13 protein-coding genes and 1 pseudogene are annotated in these 19,187 nt (G+C 60.3%); 6 read left to right on the forward strand and 8 right to left on the reverse strand.

Annotation, left to right across the window (positions count from 1 at the left end; all coding sequences use genetic code 11):
• Nucleotides 1-124 precede the first annotated feature (124 nt).
• Nucleotides 125-838, forward strand: a complete 714-nt coding sequence (locus ACF8R4_RS02285) for a methyl-accepting chemotaxis protein (protein ID WP_392491774.1) — start codon at nt 125-127, stop codon at nt 836-838.
• A gap of 110 nt (nt 839-948) precedes the next feature.
• Here the strand turns inward: ACF8R4_RS02285 and ACF8R4_RS02290 are convergent.
• Nucleotides 949-2,196: pseudogene (locus ACF8R4_RS02290) on the reverse strand (IS256 family transposase).
• A 210-nt stretch (nt 2,197-2,406) separates the two neighbouring features.
• Here ACF8R4_RS02290 and ACF8R4_RS02295 point away from each other — a divergent pair.
• The 4 genes from ACF8R4_RS02295 to ACF8R4_RS02310 all read left to right on the forward strand — a co-directional run bounded on the left by ACF8R4_RS02295 (nt 2,407) and on the right by ACF8R4_RS02310 (nt 4,603).
• Entirely contained in the window at nt 2,407-3,375 is a 969-nt protein-coding gene (locus ACF8R4_RS02295; protein WP_392491609.1) for an RHS repeat-associated core domain-containing protein, read from the forward strand.
• A gap of 91 nt (nt 3,376-3,466) precedes the next feature.
• The gene (locus tag ACF8R4_RS02300) at nt 3,467-3,922 is read left to right on the forward strand and encodes a transposase domain-containing protein (RefSeq protein WP_392491611.1); all 456 of its coding nucleotides are present in this window, start codon (nt 3,467-3,469) and stop codon (nt 3,920-3,922) included.
• Between the two features lie 13 nt (nt 3,923-3,935).
• A complete protein-coding gene (locus ACF8R4_RS02305) occupies nt 3,936-4,286 on the forward strand; it encodes a transposase (RefSeq protein WP_392491612.1) in 351 nt (116 codons plus the stop codon).
• A gap of 17 nt (nt 4,287-4,303) precedes the next feature.
• Nucleotides 4,304-4,603: a hypothetical protein gene (locus tag ACF8R4_RS02310; RefSeq protein WP_198035930.1), complete on the forward strand. Its 300-nt coding sequence runs from the start codon at nt 4,304-4,306 to the stop codon at nt 4,601-4,603.
• 130 nt (nt 4,604-4,733) lie between these two features.
• On the opposite strand, the gene ACF8R4_RS02315 is transcribed toward ACF8R4_RS02310, so the two are convergent.
• From ACF8R4_RS02315 to pip, 7 genes are all read right to left on the reverse strand, one after another.
• On the reverse strand, nt 4,734-5,468 hold the full coding sequence (locus ACF8R4_RS02315; RefSeq protein WP_060500635.1) for an amino acid ABC transporter ATP-binding protein: 735 nt from the start codon (nt 5,466-5,468) through the stop codon (nt 4,734-4,736).
• On the reverse strand, nt 5,461-6,423 hold the full coding sequence (locus ACF8R4_RS02320; RefSeq protein WP_060500621.1) for an amino acid ABC transporter permease: 963 nt from the start codon (nt 6,421-6,423) through the stop codon (nt 5,461-5,463). The genes ACF8R4_RS02315 and ACF8R4_RS02320 overlap by 8 nt, the downstream gene beginning before the upstream one ends.
• A 79-nt stretch (nt 6,424-6,502) precedes the next feature.
• Complete coding sequence (locus ACF8R4_RS02325; protein WP_060500637.1) at nt 6,503-7,300, reverse strand: transporter substrate-binding domain-containing protein; 798 nt, start codon at nt 7,298-7,300, stop codon at nt 6,503-6,505.
• Between the two features lie 251 nt (nt 7,301-7,551).
• On the reverse strand, nt 7,552-10,125 hold the full coding sequence (gene mdoH, locus ACF8R4_RS02330; protein WP_060500623.1) for a glucans biosynthesis glucosyltransferase MdoH: 2,574 nt from the start codon (nt 10,123-10,125) through the stop codon (nt 7,552-7,554).
• Nucleotides 10,118-11,857, reverse strand: a complete 1,740-nt coding sequence (locus tag ACF8R4_RS02335; RefSeq protein WP_338128655.1) for a glucan biosynthesis protein G — start codon at nt 11,855-11,857, stop codon at nt 10,118-10,120. Before ACF8R4_RS02335 ends, mdoH begins: the two co-directional genes overlap by 8 nt.
• Nucleotides 11,858-12,120: 263 nt before the next feature.
• Nucleotides 12,121-12,558: a D-aminoacyl-tRNA deacylase gene (dtd, locus tag ACF8R4_RS02340; protein WP_019098637.1), complete on the reverse strand. Its 438-nt coding sequence runs from the start codon at nt 12,556-12,558 to the stop codon at nt 12,121-12,123.
• The gene (pip, locus tag ACF8R4_RS02345) at nt 12,555-13,526 is read right to left on the reverse strand and encodes a prolyl aminopeptidase (RefSeq protein WP_060500625.1); all 972 of its coding nucleotides are present in this window, start codon (nt 13,524-13,526) and stop codon (nt 12,555-12,557) included. The genes dtd and pip overlap by 4 nt, the downstream gene beginning before the upstream one ends.
• Nucleotides 13,527-13,694: 168 nt before the next feature.
• Between pip and ACF8R4_RS02350 the strand changes: the two genes are divergently transcribed.
• Nucleotides 13,695-19,184, forward strand: coding sequence for a dermonecrotic toxin domain-containing protein (locus ACF8R4_RS02350; protein ID WP_392491615.1), 5,490 nt, complete (start codon nt 13,695-13,697; stop codon nt 19,182-19,184).
• Nucleotides 19,185-19,187: the final 3 nt, after the last annotated feature.

Raw genomic sequence — 19,187 nt, forward strand, 5'->3', positions numbered from 1 at the left:
CGGGGGCATCGACCAGGGTGTTGGTCAGCTGTCGCAGGCTGCCACACAGCTGGCGACCAGCAGCGAGGACACCAAGCTGCGCATCAACCAGCAGCGTGAGGAAACGGACCAGGTGGCCACCGCCATGAACCAGATGAGCGCCACCGTGCAGGAAGTGGCACAGAACGCCGAGCAGGCCTCGCTGGCCGCGACCAACGCCGACCAGCAGGCGCAACTGGGTGACCAGGTGGTAGCCGAAGCCATCGGCCGTATCGAGCAACTGGCCGGGCAGATGGACCATTGCCTAACGGCCATGCAGCACCTGGCGGGCGAAAGCCAGCGGATTGGCAGCATCCTCGATGTGATCAAGTCGGTGTCCGAACAGACCAACCTGCTGGCCCTGAACGCGGCGATCGAAGCCGCCCGCGCAGGGGAAGCAGGCCGTGGTTTTGCCGTGGTGGCCGATGAAGTGCGCGGCCTGGCGCAACGCACCTCGACCGCCACCGAAGAAATCAGCCAACTGATCAGCAGCCTGCACAACGGTACCGACGAGGTCACCCACCTGCTGGACAACAGCAAACGCCTGACCGAGCAGAGCGTCGAGCTCAGCCGCAAAGCCGGTGATGCACTGGGCCAGATCACCCACACGGTGTCGAGCATCCAGAGCATGAACCAGCAGATTGCCACCGCCAGCGAGGAGCAGAGCGTGGTGGCCGAGCAGATCAACCGAAGCGTGCTGAATGTGCGGGATGTGTCTGACCAGACCAGTGCGGCCAGTGAACAGACTGCCGCGTCAAGTGGCGAGCTGGAGCAGCTGGGGCAGCAACTGCGGGGCATGGTGGGGCGATTCAGTATCTGAAGGGACCCTAATCAAGAGGCCAGATGTACCTGATGATCAGCCCCTCATGGGACTGTCAGATTTTTTGTGTGCGGGCCGGTAGCGGCCTGCCGTCAGGCAGGCCCTGATTTTCACCAGGTTGGCCTGATGAACCGATCTCCGTACAGAATCGCAAATTGATTCATCGCGCTTTTCCAGTCATGGGCCGGTTTTCCCCAATTGGCTGTTATGTTGCGCAATCCCAGCCAAATCAGTTTGGTCGCTGCGTCATCATTCGGGAAATGCCCGCGAGTCTTGATGACCTTGCGTAGCTGGGCGTTGATGCTCTCGATGGCGTTGGTGGTGTAGATCACCTTCCGAATGGCTGGCGGGAAAACAAAGAACGGAATCACACGATCCCAAGCCCGTCTTCAAGCCGTCACAACCGTCGGATATTTCTCACCCCACGGCCCGTTTTCGAACTCATCGAGAGCCTGCTCAGCCGCTTCGGCGTTGATGGCCTGGTAGATCGGCTTGAGCTCCTTGGCCAGTGCCCGCCGCTTGTCCCAGGCCGCGAAGTCGAGGCTGTTGCGGATCAGGTGCACGATGCACGTCTGCAGCGTCGTCTCTGGAAACACGGCGCTGAGGGCCTCTGGCATGCCTTTGAGGCCATCGGTCACGGCAATCAGTACATCTTCGACACCACGCGTCTTGAGGTCATTGAAGACCTTCATCCAGAACTTGGCGCCCTCGGTGTTCTCGATCCAGATGCCCAGGATATCGCGGGTTCCGTCGGGTTGAACGCCCAGCGCCAAGTAAATGGCCTTGTTGCGCACCAAGCCTTCTTCGCGAATCTTCACCCGCAGTGCATCGAAGAAAATGACCGGGTACATCGGCTCCAGTGGCCGCTGCTGCCACGCGCCAATTTCTTCCATGACCTCGTCTGTCACAGAGCTGATGAAATCGGGTGAAACGTCCGTCCCATACTGCTCGGACAGAAAGGCTCGGATCTCTCTGACCGTCATGCCACGGGCGTACATGGCGATGATCTTGTCATCGAAACCGGTGTACCGCCGCTCATGCTTGGGGATGAGAATGGGCGCAAAACTGCCGTCTCGGTCACGAGGAATTTCCAGCCGCAGCGGGCCATCACCGGTCAAAACCGTCTTGCCACTCTTGCCGTTACGCTGGTTGGTTTCATCCTCTGGGCGCTGCGCGCCCGGCGGATAACCCAGGTGGTAGCCAAGTTCGGCATGCAGAGCGCGTTCGATCAAGGCCTTCTTGAACGCCGCAGAGGCATCCTCGATAGCCTCTGCGGTCATCAGGCCCTCACCGAACTGCTCCAGCAGCTCTTTGGGGATTTTGGGCAGGTCACGCAGGGGTTTCTTTTTGGTTGGCATACATGCACCTCTTACTCATGTTATGCCCGAACACAAAATTTATGACACCCCCCCTCATGGGCTGCCTTGCAGCCCACTGACACGCGTGGCGTAACGCGAGAGCACCTGACAAAAATGCCAGTTGTCGTTAATTTCCAGCGCCAGTAGCGTATCCGCGACACTCATCCAGATCGAGGCGTAGCCATGACGAGTACAAAGGTTAAAACGCAAATGTTCTACCAGAACAATCACGTATTCAACACCTTGCATAAAGATTCTACTTCTTTATTCCTCCGGTGCCGCACTGGCCCTCTTGCTGTGCTCAGCAGCGCACGCCCATCACCGACGCTACTTGCCCACGATCAAAACCACTCGATCTTGACAACACACAGCACACTCGAAACCCGCAACATCAACTATGCGCCGTTTGGGTATACCAAAAGCAGTGAAAGGGGAATTCCCGCATACGCGGGAGAACTACCCGACCCGCTGTGTGAAAGCTATTTACTTGGCAAAGGCTTCCGCGCTTTTTCGCCTGAGATCAATCGCTTCAAATCGAGTGATACCGTACCACCCTTTGAAATCTTGAACTATTATGCCTACTGCGAAGATGATCCTATCAATGCCGTCGACCCATCAGGTCATTATAAAACTTTTAGGCCAGGTTCAAGTTTCGACCGCATCCGGCTCCGATATATCCAAACATCTTACAGCGAAACCAACTATACCCCCAGTCTTCTAAATAACTCACGCACCCAAAAATCTGCCAAAACAAGCCTTGTATTGATGGAAGAAATCAAAAGACAAAAGGGTTTATACGATTATGAGTTCTCACGTAGGGAGCAAGCTTTAAGACAAATAAATGAAGGAAAGTGGGGATTGAGAACCATCGACGATTACGGCGGCGGCTACTACGCTACACGAAAAGACCTGAAACTTAAAATACAAGTTGGAAAATCGGAATTAAAAGAGTTAAAAAAAAGAGATACAAACGGAGAACTAAGAAAAATAAAAAGCACTATTGAAGATCTTCTCGGGCACCTCAACTACCACACCTCTCAGCTCAATTTAGCTACCCTTCCGATAGGGAAACAATCTCAAGTTCTAGAACACATATCAATAGTGTCAGCCCAAATCAGAGCTAGTGCTAATACAACCGAAGTCATTAGCCGCAACATGGGTCACACATTTGTATATTAGGCTCTGTATGAAATCCCAAGAACCCCAATCGCTGCCCTTTGAGCACTGAGATTTTGTAGAGTCCCCGCCATCGACGGAAAGGAATTCTGTGATGGCAAAGCGGCATGAACTCTCGCACGAGGCCTGGGATGTCGTGAAGCACATGGACATCATGCTGCCCGGCAAACGGCCACTCGTGGCCCTCAGCGCTGTTGTGCAAGGTCGCCAGCGATTGGGTAGCGAAGCGGTACGTGAAGTTTTTACCCTCACCCAGCAACGATGGCACGAAGAGGCCAAACACCCGCAATGGTTGGGGCTGACGCTGCTTGGCGTGGACGGGGTTGTTTGGAACACCCCTGACACGGCAGAAAACCGCGCGTTCTACGGTGGTGCGACCAACCTGCATGGGGACGGCGGTTTTCCTCAAGTTCGAATGGTCTGTCAGATGGAGTTGACTAGCCATTTGCTGATCAGCAGCACTTTTGAAAGTTACCACAGCAGTGAAATGAAGCTGGCTAAACAGCTGATCGCCACGACGCCTAACCAGTCATTGACCCCTTTTCGATAAAGGTTTCTACTCGTTGGGCTTGCTACATCACTGGCAATCGCAAGGCGATCAGCGCCACTGGCTGATCCCCTTGAAAAAGGGCATTCAGTATGAGGTTGAGCACAAGCTTGGGCGTAATGATGCCCTGGTCGTTTTGCGCACATCGCCCCAGGCCCGCAAGCAGTGGCCGGGCTTACCGCTCAAGATTCGAGCGCGACTATTGAGCAAAACGATCAAAGGAAAGGTTGTGAGTGTCTTGACCTCGATGACCGATCCGCTGCGCTTCCCGGGCGATGAGATCGTCGATCTTTACAGCCAGCGCTGGGAAATCGAATTGGGTTACCGGGAGATCAAGCAAGGCTCTTGGGCGGCGAATACACAATGAGAAGCAAGACGCCAGAAATGATTGCGCAAGAGTTGTGGGGCGTGCTGCTGGGCTACAACTTGTTGCGTTATCAGATGGTTCAGATGTCGAAGCAGTGCCCGGGCGTCTACCCCTGCGAAATGAGCTTTACCGCTTGCAGCTGGGCAATCTTGGGCTTGTTGCATGGCACGTCACTGAATCATCCCGGTAACCTGCCAGCATTTCTGACGGATCTGCAGGCATCAGCGGCGCAGTATGTCTTGCCTCATCGACGACCTGATCGTTGGTTCCCGAGAGTGGTGAAGCAACGACCAGCAAAATATCCGACCCGAAAATGAAAATGCCAGTCAGCTTAACTGACTGGCATTAGCCTGACGAGCCTGCCGGTCACGCTCTAGGCCGAAATCGTAAAGAGCCTAACCAGCCAAAAATCTGCTTACAGGAGGGACGCAATGCGCCCTCCTCCACTCACAGCACCTGCCGCAAAAACGCCTGCGCCCGCCCATCCTCCGGCGCCTCGAAGAACTGTGCCGGCGCGGCATCTTCCAGCAGCTTGCCGTGATCGAAGAACAGCACCCGGTCCGCCACTTCCCGGGCAAAGCCCATTTCATGGGTGACGCAGACCATGGTCATGCCTTCCTGGGCCAGGGTCTTCATCACATCCAGCACCTCGCCGACCATTTCCGGGTCCAGCGCCGAGGTGGGCTCGTCAAACAGCATCACCTTCGGGTCCATGGCCAGGGCGCGGGCAATGGCCACCCGCTGCTGCTGACCACCGGACAGGCGTGACGGGTATTCGTTGGCCTTCTGGGCAATGCCCACCTTCTCCAGCAACGCACGCGCCTTGGCCTCGCGCTCGGCCTTGCTGCGCTTGCGCACCACCTTCTGCGCCAGGCACAGGTTTTCCAGCACGGTCATGTGCGGGAACAGGTTGAAGTGCTGGAACACCATGCCCACTTCACGGCGGTACGCGTTGATGTCGGTCTTGGGGTCGGCCAGCTGCAGGCCATCGATGGCCACATGGCCCTCGTCGAAATGCTCCAGGCCGTTCAGGCAGCGCAGGAAGGTCGACTTGCCCGAGCCCGATGGGCCGAGCACCACTACCACCTCGCCCTTGGCGACATGGGTGGTGACGTTATCCACAGCCCGTACCACTTGGCCACGGGTGTCGAAGACTTTCAGCAGGTCACGGACTTCAATCACTTTGCGCAAGCCTCCGCTCGAGCCGGCTGGCAATGTGCGACAGCGGCAGGTTGATCAGCAGGTACAGGCCTGCCACGCAGAACCAGATCTCGAACGTCGAGAACGAGGTGGTGATGGCCTCACGGCCGCTCTTGGTCAGTTCGGTAATGGCGATCACCGAAACCAACGAGGTGTCTTTGACCAGGCTGATGAACTGGCCGGCCAGCGGCGGCAGCACGCGTTTGAATGCCTGCGGCAAGATGACGTGCCGCATCGACTGGCCGGCGTTCAGGCCCAGCGAGCGGGCCGCTTCGTTCTGGCCCTTGGCAATGGACTGCACCCCGGCACGGACGATTTCGGCCACATAGGCGCCAGTGAACAGCGCCAGTGCCGCCACCCCGGCAAACTCCCGGGACAGGTTGAGCACGGTGCCGATGAAGAAGTAGAAGATGAAGATCTGTACCAGCAGCGGCGTGCCGCGCACCAGTTCGACATAAACGGTCGACAGGTCGCGCAGGGTCGGGTTGTTCGACAAACGGCACAAACCGGCGAACAGGCCGATTACCAGGCCCAGGGCGCCGGACACTACCGAGATCCACAGCGTGGTCCACAGGCCCCATGCCAGCGGGCCAGCCGCCCAATGACGGGTGACGCCAATCTGGTCGCCTTCGGCCACATCGTCGCCACGACTCAGTTGCAGGCTGTCCTTGGCCACATCAAGTACTTGTTCGGCGCCGCTTTCATCTTTCAGCGTGACGCGGGCGTTATCGCCGGAGATGACGATGTCCTGCACGGTGCCGTAATTGGCAGCGCGCTGTGTTTCCTCGGCCTTGTAGGCGAAGTATTGCGGTACACGGTTCCAGCGCCACTCGTAGGAAATCATCGAGGTGGCCATGTACAGGCTGATCGCCAGGCCTACCAGCACCAGGGCGGTCAGCCCGTGCCAGGGCCACTGGGCTTTCTTGTGTTTGATCACGTGGGGTACTTCCGTAAATGCGAACGCGCAGGGTTTGCCTGCGCGTCGGGGTCATAAAGCCGAGCTTGTGGCCTGGGCCTTATTCCATTTCCTTCAGCCAGTCCTTGTTCTTGAACCACTTGTCGTGAATACGATCGTAGGTCCCGTCATGCTTGATCTGGTGCAGGAAGTTGTTGATGAAGTTGATGCTGTCGTAGTCGCCTTTCTTCAGGCCGAAGGCCAGCGGCTCGTAGGTGAAGGGTTCTTCGAGGAACAGCAGCTTGCCAGCGCCGGCCTTCTCAACGGCCACCACGTTGTACGGTGCGTCGTAGACGAAGGCATCAGCCTTGCCGTTGACAACATCCATCACCGCTTCCTGCTCGTTGTCGTAGCCGTGGTACTTGGCTTTGCCGATCAGCTTCTTGGCGACCATTTCACCGGTGGTGCCCAACTTGGACGTCAGGCGGTACTTCTCGTTGTTGAGGTCTTTGTACGACTTGATCTCGCCCGCCAGTTCCTTGCGAATCAGCAGGGTCTGACCCACCACGATGAAGGGTTCGCTGAAGTTCAGGCGCAGGTTGCGTTCCTGGGTCAGGGTCATGCCGCTGCCGATCATGTCGAACTTGTCGGTCAGCAGGGCCGGGATGATGCCGTCATAGGCGGTGGATACAGCTTCGAACTTGACGCCCATGGACTTGGCCATGGCTTTGAGGATATCGACTTCGAAGCCGATGATTTCGCCACGCTTGTTGGTCATCTGGAACGGCATGTAGGTCGGGTCCATGCCCACCCGCAGGGTGCCGCGCTTGACTGCATCATCGATGGCGCCGGCCTGGGCCGCTGTCACGGCGACCAGGGCGGTAACACCGACCAGCAGTCGCGAAAGGTATTTCTTGATCATCACCAAGTCCCCTAGCAAGAAAAGTAGCGAATCTTATTGTATTGGCACGGCCGTACTGGCCGAGGCGTCGTTTCGGAATGGGATGCTAACGCATGGCGGCTCGGGGACCTAGAGCCGGGGGGGACTTTGTTGGCCAAAATCGGATTGTGGCCGAAGAATCGAGCGCCGCTTGCGCGGCGCATCGCGAGCTACGCTCGCTCCTACGGGTATTCATCGTAGGAGCGAGCGTAGCTCGCGATTGCGATCAATCAGGCGCCGACGAGTGCCGGTTGGCCTTCGTTCTCCGGATGCAGCGGCAACAGCGGCGAATGTGGGTCGTTCTTGATCGACGCACGCCACACATCGATCCACGCCGCATTGGGCTCGGCCCACACCTGCTCGTGCAGGCGGCTCAAGGCCACCGGGTCGCTGAGCAGGGCCAGGCGGGTATTGAGGTCCAGCCCTTTCGGCCCAACCTCCATGGCCTTGGCCACACGCTCAGCACGCAGCGCTTCGATCGGCGCCGCCTGACCATGACGGGCAGTGGCCATGGCACAAGCCAGGGCGTTCTGGCGTGGGTCGACCACGGCCCGCACGAAGCCGTCATGCAGGGCATGCCAGCGGTTCTCGTGGGTGTACCGGTCGGTGGCCAGCAACTCTTGCGGGGTAGCGTATTCCTCGGGAATGAGGAACAGCTTCTCGTCTTTGGCTGCCAGGCCCAGGCGCGTACGGCTGGAAATCACCGAAACCGGGATCGACAGCACCAGCGAGCCAACGATAGGCGCCAGCCACCACAGGAAGCTCGGGTTCAGCCACGCCACCAGCCCAGCCCAGGCAATACCCAGCAGGGTTTGCGGACCATGGCGGCGCACAGCCTCGCCCCACGGAGTGGAGTCGTCGTCACGTTGCGGCGAATTCCAGGTCGCGGCCCAGCCGAGGAACGCGGCCAGCACGAAGCGGGTGTGGAAGATCATGCGCACCGGTGCCAACAGCATGGAGAACAGCATCTCCATCAGCATCGACAAGGTGACCTTGACGCGCCCGCCGAACTCGACGGCACCTTTGGCCCAGATCAGGATGACACTGAGCAGCTTGGGCAGGAACAGCAGCACGATGGTGGTGGAGAACAGCGCCACGGCCTTCTCCGGGTGCCACTGCGGCCACAGCGGGTACAACTGGTACGGCTCGATGAAGTACTGAGGCTCCATCAGGGTGTTGGTCGCCAGCAGCGCAGTCGACAGCACCAGGAACAGGAACCACAGCGGCGCCGACAGGTACGACATCACCCCGGTGAGGAACACCGCACGGTGCACCGGGTGCATGCCCTTGACCAGGAACAGGCGGAAGTTCATCAGGTTGCCGTGGCACCAGCGGCGGTCCCGCTTGAGCTCGTCCAGCAGGTTTGGCGGCAGCTCTTCATAGCTACCCGGTAGGTCGTAGGCGATCCACACGCCCCAGCCGGCACGGCGCATCAGCGCGGCTTCGACGAAGTCGTGAGAAAGGATTGCACCGGCGAACGCGCCCTTGCCCGGCAACGGCGCCAGGGCGCAGTGCTCGATGAACGGCTTCATACGGATGATCGCGTTATGGCCCCAGTAGTGCGACTCGCCCAGCTGCCAGAAGTGCAGGCCGGCGGTGAACAGCGGGCCGTACACGCGGGTGGCGAACTGCTGCATACGTGCATACAGGGTATCCATGCCCGAGGCTTTCGGCCCGGTCTGGATGATGCCGGCGTCCGGGTTGGCCTCCATCAGGCGCACCAGGCTGCTCAGGCACTCGCCGCTCATGACGCTGTCGGCGTCGAGCACGACCATGTACTTGTACTCGCCACCCCAACGACGGCAGAAGTCGTCGAGGTTGCCGCTCTTGCGCTTCACCCGGCGCCGACGGCGGCGGTAGAAGATGCGGCCAAAGCCTTTGGTTTCGCGGCACACGTCCAGCCAGGCCTGTTGCTCGGCCACGGCAATGTCGGTGTCGTTGGTGTCGCTGAGCACGAAGAAGTCGAAACGGTCGAGGTTGCCGCTGGCGGCCACCGACTCGAACGTTGCACGCAGGCCGGCGAACACGCGCGGCACGTCTTCGTTACAGATCGGCATTACCAGTGCGGTACGCGCCTCGGGTGCAATCGGCTCGTTGCCGGCGCTGCTGCCCGAAATCTTGTACTTGTCGCGCCCGGTGAGCAGCTCGAGGAAGCCCATGAGCGCAGTCCAGAAGCCCGCCGACACCCAGCAGAACAGGATGCCGAAGAGAATCAGGATGGAGGTTTGCAAGGCATACGGCCACACCTGCACCACCGTATCCCACAGCGACTGGTTGAGGATTTCGTCGAGGTCGACGAACGACCAGCCTTGGTAGGGCAGGATGCCCTTCATGTACCAGCCGGCGACGATGGTCTGGCCGATCATCAGGGCCAGCAAGATGTAGCGGCGGATCGAGCCGACCGTGCGCCAGCGCGCCGGCGGCAGCTCGCGCTTGGGTGGCTGCGGGGCATTGGTGCGGCCGGTCATGCGCCGCCACATGCGGATCAGCACGTTGGTGCGCCAAGGCTCTGGCACCACTTTGGTGCGTTTGATCGGCGGGGCGATTTTCAGGCACAGGCGGCCGCTGCCGTCGACACCGAGCATTTCGGCGTCTTCCAGCTCGGCGGCGCTGCCCACGGTCAGGCGCGGGCCCACCGAGGCCTGCACGGCCTCGGCAGCGTCGGCGGCCGGTTTGGCCGCCAAACGTTGGTGCAGCTCACTGAACGACGTGCAATTGGCGAGCTCCGCCCGTTGCTCGTCACTCAGTGGTAGGTGAGCCAGGTACTCGCCAAGCGATACTGGCCTTGCGCTTGAGTTACTCATCGGCAGGCAACTGATAGCTCCAGGTCTCGGTCAGCACCTTCTCGGTGGTGGCCGGGGCCCCGTTGGTGGGCGCCGCATCGGCGGCAGGTTGTTCGGCCTTGGCAGTTTGCTCAGCCTTGACGGCTTTCTCGGCCTTGGCATGTTTGGCTGCGGCCTTGTCCTGCTTGGCGTCCTGCGCAGGCTTGGCGGGTTCGACCGGCACATCGCGCACCAGCGCGGCACGCATTTCGGTCGATTTGTTGGCTTCCTTGACCTTCAAGCGCAGGGTCAGGCGCCAGCCCTTGATCTCAGGGTTATAGCGCAGATTGTTCTCGACCACCTCGGCGTTGTCGCCCACGCTGATCTGGCTGCGCACGGCGGTGTCTTCCGGCAGTGCGGCCAGGGCCGGGCCGGCGAAGTCGACCAGGAAGGCCACGCTGCCGTCTGGCTGGCGAATCAGGTTGGACTGCTTCACGTCACCGGTGGAACGCAGGGTCTGCTTGACCGAGCCCAACTCAGGCGCCTGGAACTTCGCCTCGTTGATGGTCCAGTGCAGGCGGTAGGCGTACTCGAACGGCTTGCCTGGCTCCGGCAGCTTTTCCGGGCTCCAGAAGGCAACGATGTTGTCGTTGGTCTCGTCGGCAGTCGGGATTTCGACCAGGTCGACGGTACCTTTGCCCCAATCACCCTTCGGCTCGATCCAGGCGCTTGGGCGCTTCTGGTAGTTGTCGTCGAGGTCTTCGTAGTCGCTGAAGGCGCGCTGACGCTGCATCAGGCCGAAACCACGCGGATTCTCGACACTGAAGTTGCTCACGGCCAGGTGTTTCGGGTTGTTCAGCGGGCGCCAGATCCACTCGCCATTGCCGGCGTGGATCGACAGGCCTTCGGAGTCGTGCAGGGCCGGGCGGTAGTTGAGCACCTTGGACGGCTGGTTAGGGCCGAACAGGTACATGCTGGTCAGCGGGGCTATGCCCAGGCGGCTGACCTGGTCACGCAGGAAGACCTGGGACTGTACGTCGACCACGGTATCGTTGCCCGGGCGCAGGGTCAGCTTGTAGGCACCGGTGGAGCGTGGCGAATCCAGCAGGGCGTAGATCACCAGGTGCTTGTCGGCCGGTTTGGGTTTTTCGACCCAGAACTCGGTGAAGCGCGGGAATTCCTCGCCCGATGGCAGCGCGGTGTCGATGGCCAGGCCACGGGCCGACAGGCCGTACACGTGGCCCTTGCCGACCACACGGAAATAGCTGGCGCCAAGCAGGGTCATGATCTCATCCTGCTTGTCGGCCTTGTTGATCGGGTACAGCACGCGGAAGCCGGCGTAACCCAGATTTTTGGTGGTTTCCGGGTCGTGTGGCACGTCACCGAACTCGAAGCGGCTCGGGTCGTACTTGATTTCCTCGACCTTGGTGGCGGTGACCTCGTTGATTTTTACCGGGGTATCGAAGTGCATGCCCTGGTGATAGAACGACAGCTTGAACGGGGTCTTGTCCTTGGCCCACTCGGCCTTTTCCTGCAGGAAATGAATTTTCTGATAGTCCGCAAACTTCATGTCGCGGAATACGGCCGGCAGGTTGCTTTTGGGTGCTTCGTACTTCTGGCCGGCCAGATCCTTTGCCTTGGCTGCAACATCGTCAAGATTGAATGCCCACAGCTGGCCCGCGCTCATCAGGCCGACCAGTGCCACACTGGCCATCAAAGCCTTGCGCAGCCCGGTTCCGGGGATTCTTGATGCTTTTTGGGGACTAACAATCACGAGCAACCCTCGCCGAAAACAGATCATGAAACCAACGGCCAGCGACAAATGCCGGGTTGGCGAGCACTGTTCGGACCCCGTGAGGGCGTAATGATTCCCCAAACGGATCCAGACAATGCTCGAGTCAGAGTGAAACGAACCTGCGAACGCAGGTCCATGCAGCGCGCGATTATCCAGCAGGTCGCGTGACAACGCATCAGGCTGGAACAACTATTTATCGTACAAAACCCCTTGTTTTCCCATAAACAAAGGGTTTTTTGAGTTCACATTTGTAACATAAATGTTACGGGGCCATCATTGACCAGGTGCACCTGCATATCCGCACCGAAGCGGCCACTGGCCACGTCGGTGTGCTGCGCGTTTGCCTGCTGCAAAAGATAGTCGAACAACTCGGCGCCGAGGGCCGGTGGCGCTGCCGTCGAGAAGCTCGGGCGCATGCCGTTGCGGGTGTCCGCCGCCAAGGTGAACTGCGACACCAGCAACAAACCGCCACCGACATCCTTGAGCGACAGGTTCATCTTGCCCTGCTCGTCGCTGAACACACGGTAGTTCAACAGCTTGTGCAACAGCTTATCGGCCTGTTCACGGGAATCTTCAGGCTCGACGGCCACCAGCACCAGCAAACCCTGGTCGATGGCGCCGACCACCTCGCCCGCCACTTCAACCCGCGCACCCCGCACGCGCTGGAGCAGGCCCCTCATGCTTCTTCCAGCGGCAGGTCGAGCAGGCGCCGGGCCATCTGGTCGGCCGCACGCACCAGGGCATCGGTAATACCCGGCTCGGAAGCCGCGTGGCCGGCGTCGCGGATGACTTTCAGCTCGCTGTTCGGCCAGGCCTGGTGCAGTGCCCAGGCGTTGTCCAGCGGGCAGATCACGTCGTAGCGGCCGTGCACGATAACCGCCGGCAGGTGGGCGATTTTCGGCAGGTCGCGGATCAGCTGGTCCGGCTCGAGGAAGGCATTGTTCATGAAGTAGTGGCATTCGATGCGGGCGATCGACAGCGCACGTTGCGGCTCGGAGAAGCGATCGACCACCAGCGGGTTGGGGCGCAGGGTGGCCGTGCGGCCTTCCCAGGTGGACCAGGCCTTGGCGGCGTGCATCTGGGCAATCTGGTCATTGCCGGTCAGGCGCTTGTGGAAAGCCTTGACCAGATCGCCGCGCTCTTCCGGCGGAATTGGCGCGATGTAGTCCTGCCAGTAGTCCGGGAACATTCGGCTGGCGCCTTCCTGGTAGAACCACTCGATCTCCTGCGGCCGGCACAGGAAGATGCCGCGCAGGATCAACCCATGCACGCGCTCGGGGTGGGTCTGGGCATAGGCCAGGGCCAGGGTGGAGCCCCAGGAACCGCCGAACAGCACCCACTTGTCGATACCCAGGTGCTCACGAATGCGCTCCAGGTCCTCGACCAGGTGCCAGGTGGTGTTGTTCTCCAGGCTCGCGTGTGGCGTGGAGCGGCCACAGCCGCGCTGGTCGAAGGTGATGATGCGGTACAGCGTGGGGTCGAAGTAGCAACGGCTCTGGGCGTCGCAACCGGCGCCCGGGCCGCCGTGGATGAACACCACCGGCAGACCTTCGGGCGAGCCGCTTTCGTCGACATACAGCACATGCGGCGCTTCCACGGCCAGATCGTGCCGGGCGTAGGGTTTGATCTGCGGGTAGAGGGTCTGCATTGCGCACTCCGTGTGAGGATATTGACTGCCGTTGGGCATCATAAACCTGAATTGCGCTTTGAGCACCGTCCTCTAGGATCCGGCCACGAACCGGGCACACATATTTACCTCCAGCAGGCCAGGCAGCCCCGCGATAGTCCCTTGTCCCATACCTAGCAAGGGCCCACCATGCCAACCTCAGCCACCACGTCGCCTAGTGTTCATTACACCACCATCGAGCGCAAGATCCCCAACTGGCTCAGGCACGCCCCGCCAGAGGTTCACCGCGCCATGCGCAACGGGCAGCAGGCTCCAGCCTGGCTGGCCACAGCGATCCAGCGGCTACCGAAAATCGCCAAGGCGTGGCAGGAAGAACATGCCCGTCACCGCGAACACCAGGCACAGGTGCAGAAACTGTTCGAACAGCTACCTGACCTGCAAGCCTACGCCGCCCAGGCCCTGACTGAAGCCATCAAGCAGCGATTCGGCCTCGACCTGGATGTGCACAACACGTACCTGGTCGATGCCCGCCTGATCGACTCGACCAACGCAAGCGACGCGCGCATGGCCGTAAACCAGGCCACCCGCTCTCTGCTGCAAAGCGCCCTACACAACTTTGACCAGGACGCCGCTGCCGAGCAAGGCATGGACGCGCCCAAGGCGCTGCTGAAGAAGTCCGTCATCCTCGATCATCGGCGCTTCATGGGCACCGTCCCGATCCGCAATGCAGTGGATATCAACGCCGAAGCCTTCGCCGACCTGTGCCGCACGCTGGACATCGGTGGCAAGTTCCATGACCTGGTGCATGCGATCTATTACCCTCCGGGCGCGCAGCGCAGCGCGGATGAAGCCAGGCAGTCCGTTTACCAGACCCTGGAGCAAGCAGAGGTTTCGGCCTTCCGGCAGTCTTTGCATTTCGCCCGCCTCAAAGGCGATATCAGCGAGGCGCTGTACACCGCAGCCCTTGCAGTCCCCGTAGACCAGCCGCTATCGGCATCCTCGCCCGTAACGTTCAGCTTTCTCGACTTGTGGGAAGCGGAGCTGACCGGGGTTGTGCTGATCACCATGCGCGCCGCAGGTCATCAGGCCGTGGCACTGTACATCCCGGAGGACAGCGCAGAGCCCCTCAAGGAATTTACAACCCTGGAGGCTTTGCAGGCCGACTTGCGCGACAGGCTTCAGGCCAACATCAGTTACCTGGACAAGCACATCGCCGACCGCGACAAGGCATCGACGATCACTCGTCTCAAGGACCGTCTCACGCCCATCGCGTGGAGCGTTCGCGGGGTACGTGAGCGTGTCCCCGACCCGCATGCCGCCCTGTATCCGGTTAAAAAGCCATTCAGCCACGCGTTCCAGGGCGTCATGGCCTTCCAGAAAGCCGAACGGCATGAAAAGGATGTTCTGTTCCACGCAACTCCAACCGAAATCGTCGACCGGCGCACCGCCCAGGCTCACCGGGAGCTGATCGCCAGTCGTGTGCTGACGGGCCTGAACATCGCCGGTTTCTTCGTGCCTGGACTGGGCGAGTTGATGCTTGCCGTCTGCGTGACCCAACTCGCTTACGAGGTATACGAAGGCATCGAGGCCTGGAAGAACGACGAACGCGACATGGCGTTCACCTACATGGTCGATGTCATTGAGAACGTGGCAATCATGGCCGCTTTGGCCGCAGCAGCCAAAGCAGCTGGAAGCCTGTCAGGTAGTGAAGGTGCCGGTGCGCTGGAAGGGCCGGAGGTAGAAAATGTTGCGGTGACGACACCCTCCTTCATCGAAGAGCTGGTGGAAGTCGAGCTACCGGATGGCAGCACACGCCTGTGGAACCAGGACCTGACCCCCTTCGAACAAGACGTCACGCTCCCATCAAACGCCAGCCCCGATGGGCTTGGGCTGTACCGTCAGGATGGCAAGATCTGGCTACGCCTCGAAGGCAAGACATTTTCACTCAAATGGAATGCCGACACCGGCACCTACAGCATTGAGCACCCCGCCAAGGCAGGCGGGTACGAGCCACCACTGCGGCACAATGGCGCCGGGGCGTGGCTGCAGGTAACGGACAAGCCGCTGAGCTGGTCGGGCATCGCACTGCTGCGCCGCATCGGTCACTTGAATGCCCAATTCGACGAACCGACGTTGCAACGAGTAATTGCGGTGAGCGACACCCACGAAGACGTACTGCGTCGGGCTTTGGCCGAGAACCAGCGGCTGCCGGCCTTGCTGGAAGACACGCTGCAACGCTTCAAGCTGGACGAAACGATCCGCCGGTCGCCGGACGCAAGCAGCTGGCCAGCCGAGTTTTCCCGGGCTTACGCCCGCGTATCGAGCGAACTGCCGCCGGAAGCTGAGACCATCCGGCGGGTATATCCGAACCTGCCAGTCGCCATAATCGCTGAGCTGGAGCGCGGCGCCAACGCCAGCGAACGGCAAATGCTCGGCAGCGGCAAAGTTCCCATGCGCCTTGGCGAGGAGATCCGCGTCTACCAGCAACACATCCGCCTTGCACGCGCCCGCGAAGGGATATACCTGTCGTGTGTGCCAAACTGGGACAGCGACCGACTGATCATGCACACGCTTGAGCGCCTGCCAGGCTGGCCCGCGGAAACAAAACTGCAGATGCTCCAGCGCATGTCCTGGCCTGCCCAGGAGCAGCGTATCGGCCCGCAGGACACGCGGCCCTACCCGACCATCACCCATGCAGGGGCAGGCTACATCGTGCACGATGAAAGCCGCCCCAATGCAGCGGTAACAGCATACCCAGACCTTTATGCCGCGTTGTACCAGGCGCTGCCTGAGGCCATGACGCAGTTGGGCCTCGCAGATCAGCTAGCGCTGAAGCGCCTGGTACAGGAAAGCCCCCTACTGCCCCGTTCGACCATGAGGACGATACTGGGCATGCAACCGGTTCGTCCCGGCTACCGTTCGCCCATGCGCTTGGCCGATGGGCGCCTGGGCTATCCGCTGAGTGGGGGCCGCCAGGCAACACAAGGCGTTACCCGCCAGCGCCTGATCGACGCGGTCGAAGCAACAGGACTCGTTGAACATACCGGGCTATCGGCGGACCAGATACTGCTTTCGCTTGCCAGTGGTGGCCGCACGCAAGTACAGATTCTCGAGCATCTGCAGGTGCTGCTGGAGCAGCGCAATGAACTGCAAAGCAGGCTGGCGGACTGGAGCGAGGGCATTTCACCCGAGACAGCGCAGGCTGCACGCGACCACAACGGCCTGCACGAGTCGATCATGCAACACTGGTATGACACCGCCCTGGCGGATGACACCCAGCACACGGCCGAGCTGCGTGTTACCCGCGTCCCCTTGGCCGATATCCCTCTCACCCTGCCCGATTTCTTCACCAATCGCGTGCGCAGCCTGAGCCTGCTCGATCTACCGTCAGGCAGCCTCTCCGGCTGGGCACAGCACGAACGCTTGCTACAACGCCTGCTCAGGCAGATGCCGCAGCTCGAATCACTGGAAATCAGCCGGCCCTATAACCCCAGGTCTACACCTTCTTTCTTTCTGCTCAGTGTCCCTTCCATCACCCAGATCCTGCCCGAGCTGCAACGGCTGGTGCTCACCAACCAGAACCTGCCGTTCTCCGAAAATGAACTCAACCTGTTGGCGGGGCTTCGCCAGTTGAGGTACCTGGACCTGAGTGGCAATCGCCTGGCCCCGAACAACAGCTCAAGCTTCCATGAACTGTCCCTGGATTTTCTGGGCCTGGATCACATGCAACTGGCACAGTGGCCGATCGGGATTGGCAGTGATGCCCTGGGGCGTATCGCCCGCCTGTCCATGCGCAACAACAACCTCAGGTCATTGCCATCATTCCTGCTCAATGAAGCCGACGCACTGCCCAACCCGACGGTGATCGCACTCGAAGGCAACCCTGTCAACGAAACCCATTTACAGCGTTTGCTGCTGAACGAGCGGGCCGAGACAGCCGGTATTACCGTGGATGTGCCTGCAGAGTTGACAGGCCGGCTTGCACGCATTCGCGATGAGCGCCAGCAGATGCGCGACGCGATCGAAGGCTGGGCCCAGGCGTCCAGTTCCAGCAACCCGCTGACCCAGGCCGCGCTGGCGGACAGGCAGCGCATTCAGGCAGCGATCAGCCAGTTCTGGGAGCAACAGGAGCAGGGCCAGCGATACCTGCGCCTGCAACTGGAGGACGTGGCTGTCGATCAGTTCCCCAGGCGGCTTCCAGCATTCTTTGATGAGCGGGTTCAGGCACTCGTCCTGACCCGCACCATCGGCACCGCGTCGCAACTCGAAGACCTGCTCAGCCGCTTCCCCAATGTCACCCGGCTGACCATCGATGCACATCAGGCGGCCACTTCCTCACTGGCCTCTGCCTTGGCGCGCCTTCCCCAACTCAACTATCTGGAGTTTCGCAACATGGGGCTGGCCGTCGACCAGGCCATGCTGGAAGTCTTTGCGGGCCTGGAACACCTGACGTCACTGGACTTGTCCGGTAACCACGTCGGTACCATCAGCCAAGTACCCGCACGGCTGTCCAGCAACCTGCAATCACTTGCGCTGACCAACATGAACCTGCAAGCCTGGCCCAGCTGGTGCGACAGCTTGCTGCCGCTGGAACTGCTGGACTTGAGTAACAACCGCATTACCCAATTGCCCGAGCACATTCTCTCGAACCTGAACAATCCCATGCCGATTTCGTCGATCTCGCTGTTCGACAATCCATTGCCCCTTGAGACCATCATGCGTGTCCGCGCATTCTCGGACAGCCAGCACAGTTTTTCCTTTGCGCTGGACATCCCGGACAACCTGTTGCTTGTCAATTCTTCGAGCGAAGGATCACTCGACCATCCTCACTTCCCTCTGATGAGCGACGATACGCCCAGGCTCGAAGACTGGATGCTGGGTAACGAGGCCCAGAACGAGGCCTTGCGCGACTGCTGGGAAATGCTCGAAGGCAGTGATCTGCTGCGCCTGGCAGGCCGTTTGCGCAATGCTGCGCCCTATATGGACCCGACCTCGCAAGCCAGCTTCTGCGAGCGGGTGCGCATGGTGCTGGTTGTGGCCGCCAGCAACGAAGCTGAGCGCCCGTTGATGGAGAGTATCGCCGCGGCCGCATTGCCTCACCCGGAAACCGGCTCGCAGACTTGCCACGATGGTGCCCTGCAGGAGTTCAACAATATCGAGTTGTACCTGATGGGACAGCGCCTGATGATCGAGGCTGGCGATACCCTGCAAACGTTGCGCAGGCGCCTGTTGCAGCTGTTCAGGGTCGAGCAGCTGGAACTACTGGCCCAGCAGCGATCCGGCTCGGGCGACAGGGTTTCGGTGCGACTGGCCTACCGCCGCGAACTGGCCAGGGAGCTCGACCTTCCACTGGCCGACAGCATGCGTTTTCGAAGTGCCGCAAACCTGGCGCCGGATGAACTGTCGCAGGTGCTGGAAAAGGTGCGCAAAAGTGAACTGGGCGATCCCCTGGTCGACTACATGCTGGCGAACACGGACTGGGTTGCACGCCTGAGAGCCGAGCATGCCGACCGCTTTGCACAAGTAGAGGCACGCTTCCGCCAGCTTGTGCTTGAACTGGCCAGCAAGGACCACTCACTTGAGGAGGAATTGAGCCTGCAGCAGAGATTGCAAAACGATAAAAATCTGGAGGAGCAGGAACTGTTGCGTGAGCTCACGATAGCGCAGATTAACAGCTGATCA

The sequence above is a fragment of the Pseudomonas sp. FYR_2 genome (genome assembly GCF_043106425.1).
Classification (GTDB): domain Bacteria; phylum Pseudomonadota; class Gammaproteobacteria; order Pseudomonadales; family Pseudomonadaceae; genus Aquipseudomonas; species Aquipseudomonas monteilii.